This is a genomic window from Pseudoduganella dura, from assembly GCF_009727155.1.
Taxonomy (GTDB): Bacteria; Pseudomonadota; Gammaproteobacteria; order Burkholderiales; family Burkholderiaceae_D; genus Rugamonas; species Rugamonas dura.
In genome coordinates this window covers 3953909-3969957 of the sequence record NZ_WNWM01000002.1, presented here as the reverse complement: position 1 = coordinate 3969957, position 16049 = coordinate 3953909, and the positions used below count along the sequence as shown (strand labels likewise).

At 66.3% G+C, this 16049-nt stretch carries 10 protein-coding genes; 5 read left to right on the top strand and 5 right to left on the bottom strand.

All coding sequences use genetic code 11. The features are described from left to right. Positions 1-11: 11 nt before the first annotated feature. A complete protein-coding gene (locus tag GJV26_RS17410; protein WP_229419624.1) occupies positions 12-2678 on the bottom strand; it encodes a TonB-dependent receptor in 2667 nt (888 codons plus the stop codon). 318 nt (positions 2679-2996) lie between these two features. Between GJV26_RS17410 and argH the strand changes: the two genes are divergently transcribed. The 3 genes from argH to GJV26_RS17395 all read left to right on the top strand — a co-directional run bounded on the left by argH (position 2997) and on the right by GJV26_RS17395 (position 6752). Continuing rightward, positions 2997-4418 carry an argininosuccinate lyase gene (gene argH / locus GJV26_RS17405; protein WP_155709941.1) on the top strand — a complete coding sequence of 474 codons (1422 nt, stop codon included), beginning with the start codon at positions 2997-2999 and terminating at the stop codon, positions 4416-4418. A gap of 88 nt (positions 4419-4506) precedes the next feature. Beyond that, positions 4507-5079 carry a TRAP transporter small permease subunit gene (locus GJV26_RS17400; RefSeq protein WP_155709940.1) on the top strand — a complete coding sequence of 191 codons (573 nt, stop codon included), beginning with the start codon at positions 4507-4509 and terminating at the stop codon, positions 5077-5079. A 14-nt stretch (positions 5080-5093) separates the two neighbouring features. Further along, complete coding sequence (locus GJV26_RS17395) at positions 5094-6752, top strand: TRAP transporter large permease (RefSeq protein WP_155709939.1); 1659 nt, start codon at positions 5094-5096, stop codon at positions 6750-6752. 115 nt (positions 6753-6867) lie between these two features. On the opposite strand, the gene GJV26_RS17390 is transcribed toward GJV26_RS17395, so the two are convergent. Beyond that, positions 6868-7533, bottom strand: coding sequence for a hypothetical protein (locus GJV26_RS17390; protein WP_155709938.1), 666 nt, complete (start codon positions 7531-7533; stop codon positions 6868-6870). Positions 7534-8068: 535 nt separating this feature from the next. Here GJV26_RS17390 and GJV26_RS17385 point away from each other — a divergent pair. Both GJV26_RS17385 and GJV26_RS17380 read left to right on the top strand, forming a co-directional pair. Then, positions 8069-10615, top strand: coding sequence for a M4 family metallopeptidase (locus tag GJV26_RS17385; RefSeq protein ID WP_155709937.1), 2547 nt, complete (start codon positions 8069-8071; stop codon positions 10613-10615). Positions 10616-10820: 205 nt separating this feature from the next. Beyond that, the gene (locus GJV26_RS17380; RefSeq protein ID WP_155709936.1) at positions 10821-12032 is read left to right on the top strand and encodes a M24 family metallopeptidase; all 1212 of its coding nucleotides are present in this window, start codon (positions 10821-10823) and stop codon (positions 12030-12032) included. A gap of 4 nt (positions 12033-12036) precedes the next feature. Here the strand turns inward: GJV26_RS17380 and paaZ are convergent, their stop codons facing one another. Genes paaZ through paaK form a run of 3 tightly spaced genes read right to left on the bottom strand, consistent with a single transcriptional unit; the run spans position 12037 to position 16048 of the window. Continuing rightward, a complete protein-coding gene (gene paaZ / locus GJV26_RS17375; protein WP_155709935.1) occupies positions 12037-14085 on the bottom strand; it encodes a phenylacetic acid degradation bifunctional protein PaaZ in 2049 nt (682 codons plus the stop codon). A 13-nt stretch (positions 14086-14098) separates the two neighbouring features. Beyond that, entirely contained in the window at positions 14099-14707 is a 609-nt protein-coding gene (locus GJV26_RS17370) for a phenylacetic acid degradation protein PaaY (protein WP_155709934.1), read from the bottom strand. A 6-nt stretch (positions 14708-14713) separates the two neighbouring features. Beyond that, on the bottom strand, positions 14714-16048 hold the full coding sequence (gene paaK, locus GJV26_RS17365) for a phenylacetate--CoA ligase PaaK (protein ID WP_155709933.1): 1335 nt from the start codon (positions 16046-16048) through the stop codon (positions 14714-14716). Position 16049: the final 1 nt, after the last annotated feature.

Sequence of the window (16049 nt, the reverse complement as noted above, 5' to 3'; positions counted from 1 at the left end):
CGGCTCTCCTGTTATTTGAACGCGTAATTCACGCTGGCATAGAAGCGGCGGCCGCGCGGGTCCGTGTACGTGGGGTCGTAACCTGAAAGGAAGTGGTACGCCTGGTTCGAATACGGCGGGCTGCGGTCGAACATATTCTGCACCCCGGCGCGGATCTTCAGCGCGCGGCTGGCCTGCCAGGCGGCGGACATGTCCCACAGCGTGTACGACGTCACGTGGTTCGGTTCGACCACGCTGCCGTCGTCGATGTTGATCGCCGAGTTCTGGTCTTCGTACGACGACGAGAACGTGTTCGACAGGCTGGCCGAGAACGGCCCGCGCTCCCAGTCGAACGTGATGGTGTGGCGCCAGCGCTGCACCACGCCGTCGGTGACGAAGCGGCCCAGGTTGCTGATGAACGGATCGTCCGGCGCGGTCTGGATCTTCGAGTCGAGCACGTAGGTGCCGGTCAGCCGGCCGCCCAGGCGCCCGACGGGCGTGTCGACCCCGTGCACGTCGAACACCAGGTCGATGCCGCTGGCGATTTGCGCGCCGCGGTTTTCCTTGTGCAGCTCGATGTACTCGATCTCGTTGTCCTCGTCGCGGAACACCAGGTCGCCGTATTTTTCCAGGTTGGCCAGGATCACGTCGTCGCCGATTTCGCTGATCAGGTTGGTGCGCTTGATCTTCCAGTAATCGATGCTGGTGGTGATGTTGCGGCTCGGTTCGAGCACGGCGCCGATCGAGTACTGGCGGCTGCGCTCCGGTTTCAGGTTGGCGTTGCTGTAGCGCCGCGTATCCCAGTTGTTGGCGCAGTCGGCGTAGTTGAAATCGAGCTCGGCGCACAGCACCGGATCGGGCAGCGTGGCCGTGGCGCTGTAGACGGTGGGGCGGTGCAGATCGTTCATCGACGGCGCGCGGAAGCCGCGGCCCGCCGAGGCGCGCAGCATCGCCCATTTCACCGGCGTGTACGACAGGCCCGCTTTCGGACTGAAGGCGCGGCCCACCGCTTCATAGTGGTCGTAGCGCGCCGAGAGCTGGGCCTGCCACTCCTTCGCGAACGGCGCCTGCAGTTCGCCGAACACGGCGGCCACCTTGCGGCTGTCGTGCGTGGCGCGGCCGCCCTCGGGGGCGAAATCGTCGTTGATGTTGTCCGACAGGAGCAGTTCGGAAGGCGTGAAGTCGGTCTTCTCGCGGCGCCATTCGCCGCCCACGGCCACCGCCAGGTCGCCGCCGGGCAGCGGCATCAGCGTGCGCGTGGCCTTGAAATCGACCGAGTCCATCACGCCCTTCGCATAGCGCACCACGTCGTTGACCTGGATGCTTTCGAGGTAGGCGCGTCCTTCCGCGCTGGACGGGCCGAACGGATTGATCAGGCCCGCCGTGACGCCTTCGATCAGCTCGTTGTACAGCACGTAGCCATGCGTGTCCTTGTCCTTCACGGTGTTCACGCTGTGGTTGTAGGCCACGTCGTAATCCCACGCGCCCAGCGTGCCGTTGATGCCCACCACGTAGCGCTGGCCGACGCTCGTCAGCTCGCTGGTACGGTTGCCGGCCTCCAGCAGGCGCATGCGCAGCTGCAGCATGCGGTCGCCGTCTTCCGAGTTTTCCAGCCCCGTTCCGGCCAGCTGCGGTACCAGGCTGTAATCGATATCGCCGGTGACGCGGGTCGACGAGCCCACGTAACTGGTGCGCGCGCGGCTGAGCACCACCTCGCCATACAGCTGGTGGCCGCCGCCCAGGTCGAGTACGCCGCGCGACAGGAAGCTCTGCTTGTTCGATTTCGGGAACAGCTCCGTGTCGCGCATGTAGTCGTAGGTGCAGGCATCGATGCCGCCGGTACCGGCGGGCAGGTACAGGTTGGCCGGCGGGTTACAGTTTGGCACCGACAGGTTGATCGTCTGGTTCGTCAGCGGGCTGCCGTTGAGCGTGAAGCCGATGCTGTTCAGGTAGTCGCGCTGGTCGCCCGACAGGCGGATGTTGGCCGGGCTGGTATAGCTCGACAGCAGGTGGCCCAGCCGCTCGGGAATGCGCAGGTCGCCGATGAATTCGCGCTGCGACGAGCGCAGCGCCTGGGTGCTTTGCGCATCGAAGGTGGCGAACACGTTGTAGCCGTCCTTCTGCAGGTTGCCGATGCCGCCGGTGATCGTGGCCTGCCGCTTGGCGGCGCCGCCTTCGTCGGTGCCGCCGCCATAGGCATTGAGCTCGACGCCCTGGAAATCCTTGCGGGTGATGAAGTTGATCACGCCGCCGATCGCATCGGTGCCGTACAGCGCCGAGGCGCCATCGAGCAGCACTTCGACGCGGGCCAGCGCCGCGGCCGGGATGTTGTTCAGGTCAACGCCCGTGTCGTCGCCCGGGGAGGCGAAGTTGGCCATGCGCCGGCCGTTCAGCAGCACCAGCGTGGACGACGTGCCGATGCCGCGCAGGTTGGCGCTGTTCATGCCGCGCTGGTCGACGCCGCCCACGTTGATCGACACGCCATCGGTCAGCCCGCCCACGTTGGCGGCGATGCGCGTCATCAGCTCGGCCGCCGTGGTCACGCCGGCCTTGTCGATCTCCGCGCGGGTGATCACCTGCACCGGCAGCGGCGTTTCAGACTCGATCTGCTTGATCGCGGAACCGGTGATTTCCACCCGCGGTACCGGTGCCGTGGCAAGCGTTTCCTGCGCCCAGGCGCCGTGCACGGCCAATGCCATCACGGCACCCGCCGCCAGACGGAAACGAATTTTATTTTGTGTTTTGTGGTAATGAGACTTGCCCATGGCTGCCGCGCTCCGCTTTATAGCTGATTTTATAGCTGAATTTATAGCTAAATATTGATTGTTTTTTGTCAAAATTTACATTTGCAGCCTAATGTACGCAGGTCTGCCGTAAAACTCAAATGCGCCTGCCTTCGCCGTGGCGCGCAAACATCACAACCGGTCATGGGCCGGAATCGCCGGCAAAGGCCATCATTGGGCCAACGTGCTTCTCGCCCGGATATAATCGGGACAATTACCCGGACTCCACTCATCATGACTGAACAATTCTCCAAAAAAGGCGAAGCCTGGTCGGCCCGCTTCTCCGAACCCGTTTCCGATCTCGTCAAGCGCTACACCGCCTCGGTGTTCTTCGACAAGCGCATGTGGAAGGCCGACATTCAAGGCTCGCTGGCCCACGCCGAAATGCTGGCCGCGCAAGGCATCATCCCCGCCGCCGACCTGGCAGCGATCCAGAGCGGCATGGCGCAGATCACCAGCGAAATCGAAGGCGGCCGGTTCGAATGGCTGCTCGACCTGGAAGACGTGCACCTGAACATCGAGAAGCGCCTGACCGAACTGGCCGGCGACGCGGGCAAGCGCCTGCACACGGGCCGTTCGCGCAACGACCAGGTGGCCACCGACATCCGCCTGTACGTGCGTTCGGCGATCGACGACATCACCGCACTGCTGACCCAGCTGCGCTCGGCCCTCGTCGACCTGGCGGAACAGCACGCGGACACGATCCTGCCCGGCTTCACGCACATGCAGGTGGCGCAGCCGATCACGTTCGGCCACCACATGCTGGCCTATGTCGAAATGTTCGGCCGCGATGCCGAGCGCATGGCCGACTGCCGCAAGCGCGTGAACCGCCTGCCGCTGGGCGCCGCCGCGCTGGCCGGCACCACGTTCCCGATCGACCGCCTGCGCGTGGCGCGCAGCCTGGGCTTCGACGACGTGTGCCACAACTCGCTGGACGCCGTGTCGGACCGCGATTTCGCGATCGAATTCACGGCCGCCGCCTCGCTGATCATGACGCACGTTTCGCGCATGTCGGAAGAACTGGTGATCTGGATGAGCCCGCGCGTGGGCTTCATCGACATCGCCGACCGCTTCTGCACCGGCTCGTCGATCATGCCGCAGAAGAAAAACCCGGACGTGCCGGAACTGGCGCGCGGCAAGACCGGCCGCGTGTACGGCCACCTGATGGGCCTGCTCACGCTGATGAAGGGCCAGCCGCTGGCCTACAACAAGGACAACCAGGAAGACAAGGAACCGCTGTTCGACACCGTGGACACCGTGGTCGACACGCTGCGCATCTTCGCCGACATGGCCGGCGGCATCACCGTCAAGCCGGAAGCGATGCGCGCCGCCGCGCTGCAGGGCTACGCCACCGCGACCGACCTGGCCGACTACCTGGTCAAGAAGGGCCTGCCGTTCCGCGATGCGCACGAAGCCGTGGCGCATGCCGTGCGCACCTGCGTGGACGGCAATGTCGACCTGGCCGACCTGTCGCTGGAGCAGTTGCGCGCCTTCTCGCCGCTGGTGCAGGACGACGTGTTCGAAGTGCTGACGCTGGAAGGCTCCGTGGCCGCGCGCGACCACGTGGGCGGCACCGCGCCGAACCAGGTGCGCGCCGCGATCGCCCGCCTGCGCGCGCAGCTGGGCGGGCAAGCCGGGGAGCAAGCCGCCATGTAAGCCGCTGCCCTGGTCACCACCGCATCACCTAAGCAATCCGGGCGCCAACGCAGCGTCCATTCACGGAAGCAAAGGAGACAGGATGTTCATGGCATTATCCAGGGCAATCGACAAACTGAACGACCGGATCGCGGCGGTGGTGGCATGGGCCCTGCTGGCCGCGGTGCTGGTCTGCGCGGGCAACGCGCTGATCCGGTATTCCCTCAATACCAGTTCCAACGCGTGGCTGGAGATCCAGTGGTACCTGTTCGCCGCGGTCTTCATGCTGGCCGCGCCCCACACCCTCCGACGCGACGAACACGTTCGCATCGACGTCGTCGTCGGCCGCTTTTCCCGCCGCACGCAGGTCTGGATCGACCTGTTCGGCTTCTTCCTGTTCCTGCTCCCCATCTGCCTCGTGATCCTGTATTACGGGATTCCGTTCGGCCTGCAGTCGCTGCGCAGCGCTGAAATGTCCAGCAACTCGGGCGGCCTGATCGTGTGGCCGGCCAAGATCCTGGTGCCGCTGGGCTTCGCGCTGATGATCCTGCAGGGCCTTTCCGAAATCATCAAGCGCATCGAATACCTGCGCGGGCGGCTCGACGAGAGCGCGTTCACGAAACAGGCGCCCACGCCGCAGCAGGAGATCGAGGCCATCCGGCAAGCCAACCGGATCGATTGAGGGGGGTACGGCACATGGAAACCTTCATCATCGCCAACATCGCGCCGATCATGTTCGGCACCCTCGTGCTGTTCCTGCTGTGCGGTTTCCCGGTGGCGTTCGCGCTGGCCGCGAACGGGCTGTTCTTCGGCCTGGTCGGCATCGAACTGGGCCTGTTGAGGCCGGAGCTGCTGCAGGCGCTGCCGAACCGGATCTTCGGCATCATGGCCAACGATACGCTGCTGGCCATCCCGTTCTTCACGCTGATGGGCCTGATCCTGGAACGGTCCGGCATGGCCGAGGACCTGCTCGACACGATCGGCCAGCTGTTCGGCCCGATCCGCGGCGGCGTGGCCTATGCGGTGATCTTCGTCGGCGCGCTGCTGGCGGCCACCACCGGGGTGGTGGCCGCCTCCGTCATTTCGATGGGACTGATCTCGCTGCCGGTGATGCTGCGCTACGGTTACGACAAGCGGCTGGCATCCGGCGTGATCGCCGCATCCGGCACGCTGGCGCAGATCATTCCCCCGTCGCTGGTGCTGATCGTGATGGCAGACCAGCTGGGCCGCTCGGTGGGCGACATGTACAAGGCCGCGTTCGGCCCCGGCCTGCTGCTGACGGCGATGTATGCCGGCTACGTGCTGGCGATCTCGATCTTCCAGCCGCACAAGGCGCCGGCCCTGCCGCTCGAGGCGCGCAACCTGCGCGAGCCGAACGGCGACTCGGGGGTGCGCTCCCTGCTGGTGCTGCTGGCGGCCGCCGCCGCGGCATCCTGGGCGTTCGCGTACTGGTACGAGGCACGCCACCCGGAGGCGCACCGCGACGAAGTGGGCATCTTCTCCGCTTCGCTCGGCATCCTCGGCGCGTTCGCCTTCGCGCTGGCCAATCGCCATGCGAAACTGGGCCTGCTGTCGCGCATGGCGGAAAAGGTGGTGTTCGTGCTGATTCCGCCGCTGGCGCTGATCTTCCTCGTGCTGGGCACGATCTTCATCGGGCTGGCCACGCCGACCGAGGGCGGCGGCATGGGCGCGGTGGGCGCGCTCGTGCTGGCGCTGCTGAACCGGCGGCTCACGTGGCCGCTGCTGTCGCAGGCGATGATGTCGACCACGCGGCTGTCGTGCTTCGTGATCTTCATCCTGATCGGTTCCACCGTGTTCGCGCTGGTGTTCCGCGGCGTGAACGGCGACCTGTGGGTGGAGCACCTGCTGACCAGCCTGCCCGGCGGGTCGACCGGCTTCCTGATCGCCGTGAACATCCTGTTCTTCGTGCTGGCGTTCTTCCTCGATTTCTTCGAGCTGGCCTTCATCCTGGTGCCGCTGGTGGGGCCGGTGGCGGAAAAGCTGGGCATCGACCTGATCTGGTTCGGCGTGCTGCTGGGCGTGAACATGCAGACCTCGTTCATGCACCCGCCGTTCGGTTTCGCGCTGTTCTACCTGCGCTCGGTGGCGCCGAAGGCGGTGAAAACGTCGGACATCTACTGGGGCGCGATCCCGTTCGTCGGCATCCAGGTGCTGATGGTGGCGCTGATCATCGCGTTTCCGAAGCTGGTATCGGTCGAGACGCGCACCGACATGACCGAGGAGGTGGAGCTGAAGATCGATGCGCCGGCCGATTACGGCGCGCCGGCGGAGGAATCGAAGGAAGGCGAGGCGCCGGAGCTGAATTTCTCGACGGACGAGGCAGAAAAAAAGTAGCGTCCTCTTTAATGCGCCTCCAACACGGGCCGCAGGGCAAGGCGCATCGTCGAAGACAGTACTTCAGTACGGCGAGACGAATGCAACGCAGCCATGGGGCCTGTGTTGGTGGCGCTCAGTGCGCCACCAGGGCCGACAGCACCGCGAAGGCGGCGCCGGTATGCTGCCGGTCGAGGATCAGCGTCAGCTCCGAGTGCGTGGAGATCAGGTTGACGAGGTTGACCCTGTCCCACGCCAGTTTTTTCAGGATCGCGTGGTAGATGCCGGGCGTGCGGTGCGAATCGGCCGTCAGCTGCAGCGTCACCGCGTTCAGGTTGTCCAGCCGCGCCAGCAGGCACTCGCCGTCGAACACCGACTCCACCAGCGGGATCAGGGGCCGGCTGCAGATCACCATCGCTTCGTTGACGTTGCGCGTCACCGTCAGGAACATGTCGCCGCGGCGGTCGTGCTGCGCCAGCAGCTCGCGGTGGCAGGCATCGGTGCCGGGCGATTCGCGCCAGGTCAGCTCCACCAGGTCGGTGCGCGCCGTCAGCTGGCCGGTCTTGCGCGCCAGCACGATCTCCTGCACGCCCTCGTCGCCGTAAACCGGCAGGCGTTCCGACACGCGCCGCAACGCCATCACCACGGCGGCCTGCCCGACGGGTTTCCATGAATCGCTTTCGAGCTGCGGCTGCAGCTGGCGTGCCAGCTCGGAAAGATTGATCAGGCCGCGGCGCAAGCCCTCGCTGAGGAAGGGCGATTCCATGACGATGCGTTCTACTCTGGTGGCGATGGACAGCATGGCTCGATGCCCGCGAGGGCACTCCTTGAAATGTCACGGGCCGCGCGCCGCTGGTGCGGCGAACGGGGGCTCGGAATGTGGAGGATGCGAGGCGTGCTATGTGGGTGGCGCGCGGTGCGAAGGCTGGGTGCAGCGGCAGTGTGCATGCTTGATCATGGTTGCTTCCCTGAAGTGTGCCTCAGCGCTTGTGCCTTGAGGTCGTCATCGTGTGGCGCCTCCCCGGTCGCACTGTTTTATGGGCCCGGCGGGCATGCGTGGCCCGTCGGTACAACTCTAGTGTAAGGCCGGATTGTGTCCTGCGCGCGGGAAAATACGGCACATTCCAGGACCGTTGCATGCCGTATACAACCACGCCAATCGTGCGCCGGCGGCCGAACGTTCGTGCTTTCAGGAATGTCCCATTTTGAACAAATGGCCCGGTCCGACTCATTTCGTAACTTTTTTGACATGCCGCGCACCGATTGCTTAGTGTCGGGTTTGTTGTCGCGCTGGCCTCAGCCGGGACAGCGCACCCGTTACCTACATTGGAGAAGAAATGAACCTTCGCTTGAGCATCCTGGCCGCCACCATTGCCATCCTGCCGTTCGCCGGCGCCTCCGCGCAAAACCGCGGCATCCTGCCGGAAAGCCTGATGGCCGCGCCGGCCCAGGACATGACCGCGGCCGCCAAGGCCGGCCTCGAGGGCCGCCTGGCCGCGCGACGTGCCGCCGCCGGCCTGGACGATGAGCATGGTTTCCGGATCGGACGGCAGCATCCCGGCACGCAGGGCACGCGCATCGTGCGCGCGCAGCACACGTGGAAGGGCTTGCGGGTATTCGGTTCCGAATCGGTCGTGGTCACCGACGACAACGGCGACATCGTCAGCGAATCGGCTTCCGAACGCCGTGCCGGGCTCGACGGTTCGCGCGCCGCGGCGGCCAGCGCGACGGCGGCGCCGGACGTGACGCCGGCCATCACGAAGGACGAGGCCATCACCAGCGTGGTGAGCCGCGTGGCGCCGCTCGGCAAGCATCGCTGGAAGCCCGAGGCCGAATTGCTGATCTATCCGGTGATGAAGACCGTGCGCGTGGCCGGCGCCGAGAACAAGGCCGAAGCGGCGCTGAACGCGCTCGATGTCGAGGAAGTGGTGGACCGCTACGCGCTGGCCTACCTGGTGCAGACCCGCATGGTCAACGGCAAGAAGCTGGTCTACCGCGACAGCATCGTCGATGCGCATACGGGCGAGCTGATCGCCCAGTGGGATGCGCTGCAGACCGTGACCGGCAGCGGCAAGAGCCAGTACAACGGCACGGTGCCGATCAATACCACGCTGGCCGGCAGCACCTACCAGATGCTGGACGGTTCGCGCGGCACCGGCGGCAAATACGGCGGCATGGCGATCACCAACGCCAACCACAGCCCGGAAACGAATCCGAACCCCGGCACCATCTACACCAACACCACCAACACCTGGGGCGACGGCCTGCAATACGTGAACGGCGGCAGCACCACGAACGCCAACGGCCAGACCGCGGCGGTGAACGCACTGTGGGGCCTGATGAACACCTACGACGCGATGAAGAACACGCTGGGCTGGCAAAGCCTGGACGGCAACAACACGTCGACCTACATCGCCGTCCACGTCGACAACCAGTACGACAACGCCTTCTTCGACCCGGGCTGCAAGTGCATGTACATCGGCGACGGCGGCAGCTCGTTCTACAACCTCGGCTCGATCGACGTGATCGGCCACGAGATGCACCACGGCGTGACGGATGCGACGTCGAACCTCACCTACGCCGGCGAATCGGGTGGCCTGAACGAATCGTCGTCCGACATCGGCGGCGAGATGACGGAGGCCTATGCGCGCGCCGGCGGCACCGGCAGCCTGATTCCCGCCACCGGCAACGATTGGGTGATGGGCCGCGAGATCAGCCGCACCGGCCAGCCGCTGCGCTACCTGTACAAGCCGAGCAAGGATGGCGCCAGCCCGAACGCGTGGAGCAGCACGCTGAAGAACCTGAACGTGCACTACAGCAGCGGGCCGAACAACCGCATGTTCTACTTCCTGTCGCAGGGATCGAACGCCACCAGCAGCAGCGAGTACTACAGCTCTTACCTGACGCAGCAGCCGCTGGCGATGACCGGGATCGGTAACGACAAGGCGTTCCGCATCTGGTTCAAGGCGAACACGACGAAGCTGACGTCGTCGAGCAACTACGCCGATGCCCGCGCGAAGATGATCGTCGCCGCCGAGGAACTGTATGGCGCCGGCAGCCGCGAGGCGGTCGCCGTCAAGCGCGCGTATGCCGCCATCAACGTGGGCACCGACGTGGCCGAGAGCGGCGCCGGCGCCGCGCTGTCGATCACCGCGCAGCCGGCCGGCATGACGGTCTCCGCCGGCGGCACCGCGCGCTTCACCGTGGCCGCCTCCGGCGGCACCGCGCCGTACGCCTACAAGTGGTATCGCAACAATGCGCTGGTCAGCGGCGCGACCGCCGCCACGTATTCGTTTACCGCGCAGGCGGCCGACAACGGCGCCGTGTTCAAGGCGACCGTCACCGACTCGGCCGCCACGCCGGCCACGGTGACCTCCGCCAACGCCACGCTGACCGTCAGCGGCACCGGCGGCGGCACCGGCAGCGAACGCGTGACCAACGGCGGCTTCGAATCCGGCACCACCGGCTGGGCCGGCACCACGGGCGCCATCGGCACCTTCACCGGCCAGAGCGCCTATGAAGGCAGCCGCTTCGCCTGGCTGGGCGGCAACGGCAGGACGTCGACCGAGACGCTGACGCAGGATATCGCGATCCCGTCGACGGCCACCGCCGCCTCGCTGACGTTCGCGCTGCACATCGACACCGCCGAAACGGGCACCACCATCTACGACCGTCTGGCGGTCACGGTGAAGAACACCGCCGGCACCACGCTGGGCACGCTGGCCACGTACTCCAACGCCAACGCCGCCAGCGGCTACCAGGTGCGCACCTTCAGCCTGCTTGCCTACAAGGGGCAGACCGTGCGCCTGTCGTTCGCCGCGACGGAGGACTCGTCGCTGCAGACCTCGTTCGTGGTCGACAAGGTGAGTGTGGTAACGCAATAGTTTCCTGAAACCGGGGGTGTAGCAGGGGTTTCGCGGAGCACGGCTCCGCGCCTGCGAAACGGTGCAGGCTTGCAAGCCTGCACTCCTTCCCTGCCCCCCCCCGAAATCTGGAAATATTTCTGAAAACCGGGGTCTGACCCCGGTTTTGGGCAACATTGCGATACGGCACTGATATCATTTGCCCTTCGAATCTGAAGGAGCGGGCATGGCCATTGGCGGGAAGACTATCGAGCAGGCACTTGCGGCGTTGTCGGACATGACGGCGGGGGCGGTGCCGATCGGGCACGACGAGCACCTGGCGCGGATCGGGAAGGCGCAGGCCTTCATGCGGGCGCAGGGGATCGCGGCGGTGTGGCTGAACGCGGGCACCAACCTGCTCTACTTCACCGGCCTGAAGTGGCATGCCAGCGAGCGGATGGTGGGGGCGATCCTGCCGGCCGATGGCGAACTGGCCTACCTGGCGCCGGCGTTCGAGGAAGATACGCTGAAGGACTTCATGCTGGTCGACGGCCCGGTGCGCACGTGGCACGAGCACGAGAATCCGTGCGCGCTGTTCGTCGAGTCGTTGAAGGAGCTGGGTATCGAGCCGGGAGCGCGCATCGGCCTCGACGAAAGCACGCCGTTCTTCACGGCCGACGGCATCCGCCAGGCGGCCGACGGCTACAAGGTGGAAAACGCGAAGAACGTCACCGCGCATTGCCGCACCCGCAAGTCGCCGGGGGAGATAGCGCTGATGCAGCGCGCCAAGGACATGACGATGGCCGTCCACATCGCCACCGCCAGTATCCTCAGGGAAGGCATCACCACGAAGGAAGTGGAAGCGTTCATCGACCTTGCGCACCGCAAGGTGGGCGCGCCGGCCGGCTCGTATTTCGTCATCGTGCTGTTCGGCGCGGCGACGGCGTTCCCGCACGGCGTTTCCTGGGTGCAGACGTTAAAGGATGGCGACACGGTGCTGATCGACACCGGCTGCAAGCTGCACGACTACATTTCCGACATCACCCGCACCTACGTGTTCGGCACGCCGACGGAACGCCAGCGCACGGTGTGGAACGCGGAAAAGGCGGCGCAGCAGGCGGCGTTCGATGCGGCGCGGCTGGGCGTGCCGTGCGAGGCAGTGGATGCGGCGGCACGCCGCTCGCTCGAAGCCAGCGGTTTCGGCCCCGGCTACAGATTGCCCGGCCTGCCGCACCGCACCGGCCACGGTATCGGCCTCGACATCCACGAATGGCCGTACCTCGTGGGCGGCGACAGGACGCCGCTGGACGTGGGCATGTGCTTCTCGAACGAACCGATGATCTGCGTGCCGGGCGAATTCGGCATCCGCCATGAGGACCACTTCTACATGACGGAAAACGGGCCGCGCTGGTTCACCCGGCCGGCCCGTTCGATCGAGAATCCATTCGACCCGGCCTGAAGGCCTATGCCTTCTTCGACACCAGTGTCAGGATGTCGTAACTGGCCACCAGCTCATCGTTCTGGTTCGTCACCTGCACATCCCAGGCCACGACGCCCTGCCCCACGCCCTTGTCGTCGGTGCGGTTGCGGTCGACCTTGCGCTTGCATGTGAGCCGGGCGCGGATCGTGTCGCCGATGCCCACCGGCGTGATGAAGCGCAGGTTGTCCAGCCCGTAGTTGGCCAGCACCGGGCCCGGTGCCGGGGAGACGAACAGCCCGGCCGCCGCCGACAGCACGAAGTAGCCGTGCGCGATGCGCTTGCCGAACTGGGTGTCCTTCGCGGCGATGTCGTCGAAGTGCATGTAGAAATAGTCGCCCGAAACGCCGCCGAAGTTGACGATGTCCGCCTCGCTCACGGTGCGCCGGTGCGTCAGCAGCGAGTCGCCCACCCGCAGTTCCTCGAAGTGCCGGCGGAACGGATGCACCTCCGATTCGCGCACGGCGCCGCCGCGCACATACTCGCCGGTGATGGCCGACAGCATCGTCGGCGAGCCTTGCACCGCCGTGCGCTGCAGGAAGTGCTTCACGGCGCGGATGCCGCCCAGCTCCTCGCCGCCGCCGGCACGCCCCGGGCCGCCGTGCTTGAGCTGCGGCAGCGGCGAACCGTGACCGGTCGAGTCGACGGATGCCTCGCGGTCCAGCACCAGCACGCGGCCATGGTGCGACGCCGCCACCGGCACGGCATACGCAGCCGTCTTCGGGTCCTTCGTCACCAGCGTCGACACCAGGCTGCCCTTGCCGCGCGCGGCCAGGTCCAGCGCAGCATCGATACCATGCGCGATCCCGTCATAGGTCATCAGCGTGCTGACCGGCCCGAACGCTTCCACGTCGTGCACTGCATCGTTGTCCATCGCATTGCGGCACATGACCAGCGTGGGCGCGAAGAACGCGCCGTCCTGCACGCCGTCGCCCACCAGTTCCAGTGCACCGCCATGCAGCAGTTCGTTCCCCGCCAGCAGCCGCTCGACCTGCGCCGCCACGTCGCGCTGCTGGTCCTTCGACGCCAGTGAACCCATCCGCACACCTTCGACGGACGGATCGCCGATCGTGATCTTCGACAGCCGGTCGCGCAGCCGTTCCGCCACCGCACCGGCCTGCGCGGCGGGAACGATGATGCGGCGGATCGCCGTGCACTTCTGCCCCGCCTTGCCCGTCATCTCGCGCGCCACCTCTTTCACGAACAGGTCGAACTCCGGGTCGTCGGGCGTCACGTCCGGCGCCAGGATCGCGCAGTTCAGCGAATCGGCTTCGGCCGTGAACGGCACCGAATTGGCGATCAGGTTGCGGTTCGACCGCAGCTTCCGCGCCGTATCGGCCGAGCCGGTGAAGGTGACGGCGTCGAAGCCGGTCAGCCGCTCCAGCAGGTCGCCGGTGCTGCCGATCACCAGCTGCAGCGCGCCGTCCGGCAGCAGGCCGGACTCGTGCATCATCCGCACCAGCGCCTCGGTCAGGTAGCTGGTGGCGGTGGCCGGCTTGCCGATGCACGGCATCGCCGCCAGGAAGCTGGGCGCGAACTTTTCCAGCAGCCCCCAGATCGGAAAGTTGAAGGCATTGATGTGTACCGCCACGCCGCCCCGCGGCACCAGGATGTGCGTGCCGGAGAAGCCGCCGCGCTTGCCGAGCGCCATCGCCGGCCCCTCGTGCAGCACGTTCGACGACGGCAGCTCCCGGCTGCCGATGCCGGCATAGGCGAACAGCGTGCCGATGCCGCCTTCGACATCCACCCAGCTGTCCGGCCGCGTGGCGCCGGTGAAGCGGGAAATCTCGTACAGCTGCTCCTTGCGTTCCATCAGGTACAACGCCAGCGCCTTCAGCCGCGCGGCGCGCCCCTGGAAGTCGAGCGCCATCAGCGCCCGGATGCCGGTCTTGCGGCCGTAGTCCAGCACTTCGCCGAAGTCGATCGCTTCGGCATGCGTGTGGTAGATCAGGCTGTTGTTCAGCGCGCTGTGCAGCGGCTGGTGCGCTTCCCTGCCGTGCCAGCGGCCGCCGATGAAGCTCTGCAATGTACCCATGTTCCGTCTCCGTTCAGGTTGTTTTCTTGTGCACGTGCAGCGGTACCGAACCGTCCCACGCGATGCGCGGCCGGTCCGGCTCCGGCGCCGCGAGCGCCTCGACTTCGCGCATCGTGTCGCGCGAGCGCACCGCCAGTTCGTGGTACTGGGCGGTGCCGGTGTTCTTCCACGCGATTTCCGCATCCGTGACTGCGCGCACGATCCGCGCCGGCGTGCCCATCACCATGCTGCGCGGCGGGATCTGCATGTTCGCCTTCACGAAGCTCATGGCCGCCACGATGCTTTCGCTGCCGACCACCGCGTTGTCCATCACCACCGCATTCATGCCGACCAGCGCGTTGCGCCCGATGCGGCAGCCGTGCAGCACGGCGCCGTGGCCGATGTGGCCATCCACTTCGACGACGGTATCGCTGTTCTCGAAGCCGTGCATCACGCAGCCGTCCTGCACGTTCGACCCTTCTTCCAGGATCAGCCGGCCGAAGTCGCCGCGCAGCGAGGCCAGTGGGCCGACATAGCAGCGCGGCCCGACGATCACGTCGCCGATCAGCACGGCGGTCGGGTGCACATAGGCGGACGGGTGCACGACCGGCCGCACGCCGTTGATTTCATAGACCTTGACCATGGCCGCTCAGTTCCTCGGCCGCTTGTCGACCACGCGGCGGGCCTTGCCCGTCAGCGTGCGTTCGATGCCATCCGTGGCCACCACGGTCACGCGGGTGGACACGCCCACGTGGGTCTTGATGCAGCGCTCCAGCTCATTTGCCAACTCCGCCGCCAGCGCCCCGCCCTCGCCCCCGGAAACGTCCGGGCGCAGCTCGGCCACCACCTCCAGCCTGTCCAGGTGCCCGTCGCGCGTGACGACGAGCTGGTATTGCGGCGCCAGCTTCGGTATCGTCAGGATCAGTTCCTCGATCTGCGTGGGGAACACGTTCACGCCGCGGATGATCAGCATGTCGTCCGACCGGCCGGTGATCTTGCCCATGCGGCGCATCGCGCGCGAGGTCGGCGGCAGCAACCGCGTCAGGTCGCGTGTTCGGTACCGGATCACCGGCATCGCCTCTTTCGTCAGCGACGTGAACACCAGCTCGCCCTCCACGCCGTCCGGCAGCACTTCGCCCGTTTCCGGGTCGATGATCTCCGGGTAGAAATGGTCCTCCCAGATGACCGGGCCATCCTTGCTTTCGATGCATTCGCTGGCCACGCCGGGGCCCATCACTTCGGACAGCCCGTAGATATCCACCGCGTCGATGCCGGCGCGCCCTTCGATCTCGTGGCGCATCGCGTCGGTCCATGGTTCGGCGCCGAAGATGCCCACCTTCAGCGACGAGGCGGCCGGGTCCAGGCCCTGTTTCTGGAATTCCTCGATGATGTTCAGCATGTACGACGGCGTGACCATGATGATCGACGGCTCGAAGTCGCGGATCAGCTGCACCTGCTTTTCGGTCTGCCCGCCGGACATGGGAATGACCGTGCAGCCGAGCCGCTCGGCGCCGTAGTGCGCGCCCAGCCCGCCGGTGAACAGGCCGTAGCCGTAAGAGATGTGCACCATGTCGCCGGCCCGGCCGCCGGCCGCGCGGATCGAGCGGGCCACGACATTGGCCCAGGTGTCGATGTCGTTGCGGGTGTAGCCCACGACGGTGGCCTTGCCGGTAGTGCCGCTCGAGGCGTGGATGCGCACCACCTGTTCGCGCGGTACGGCGAACATACCGAACGGGTAGTTGTCGCGCAGCGTCTTCTTGTCCGTGAACGGGAATTTCGCCAGGTCGGCCAGGGTTCGCAGCTCTTCCGGGTGCACGCCCTTCGCATCGAAGGCGGCGCGGTAGTGCGGCACGTTGTCGTACGCATGCCGCAGCGTCTGCTTGAGCCGCTGCAGCTGCAATGCCTGCAGCTCGTCGCGGCTGGCCCGCTCGATCGGCTCCAGCTCGGCGGGCGCGGGAATGCGCGCAGTGGAAAATTCGGTCATG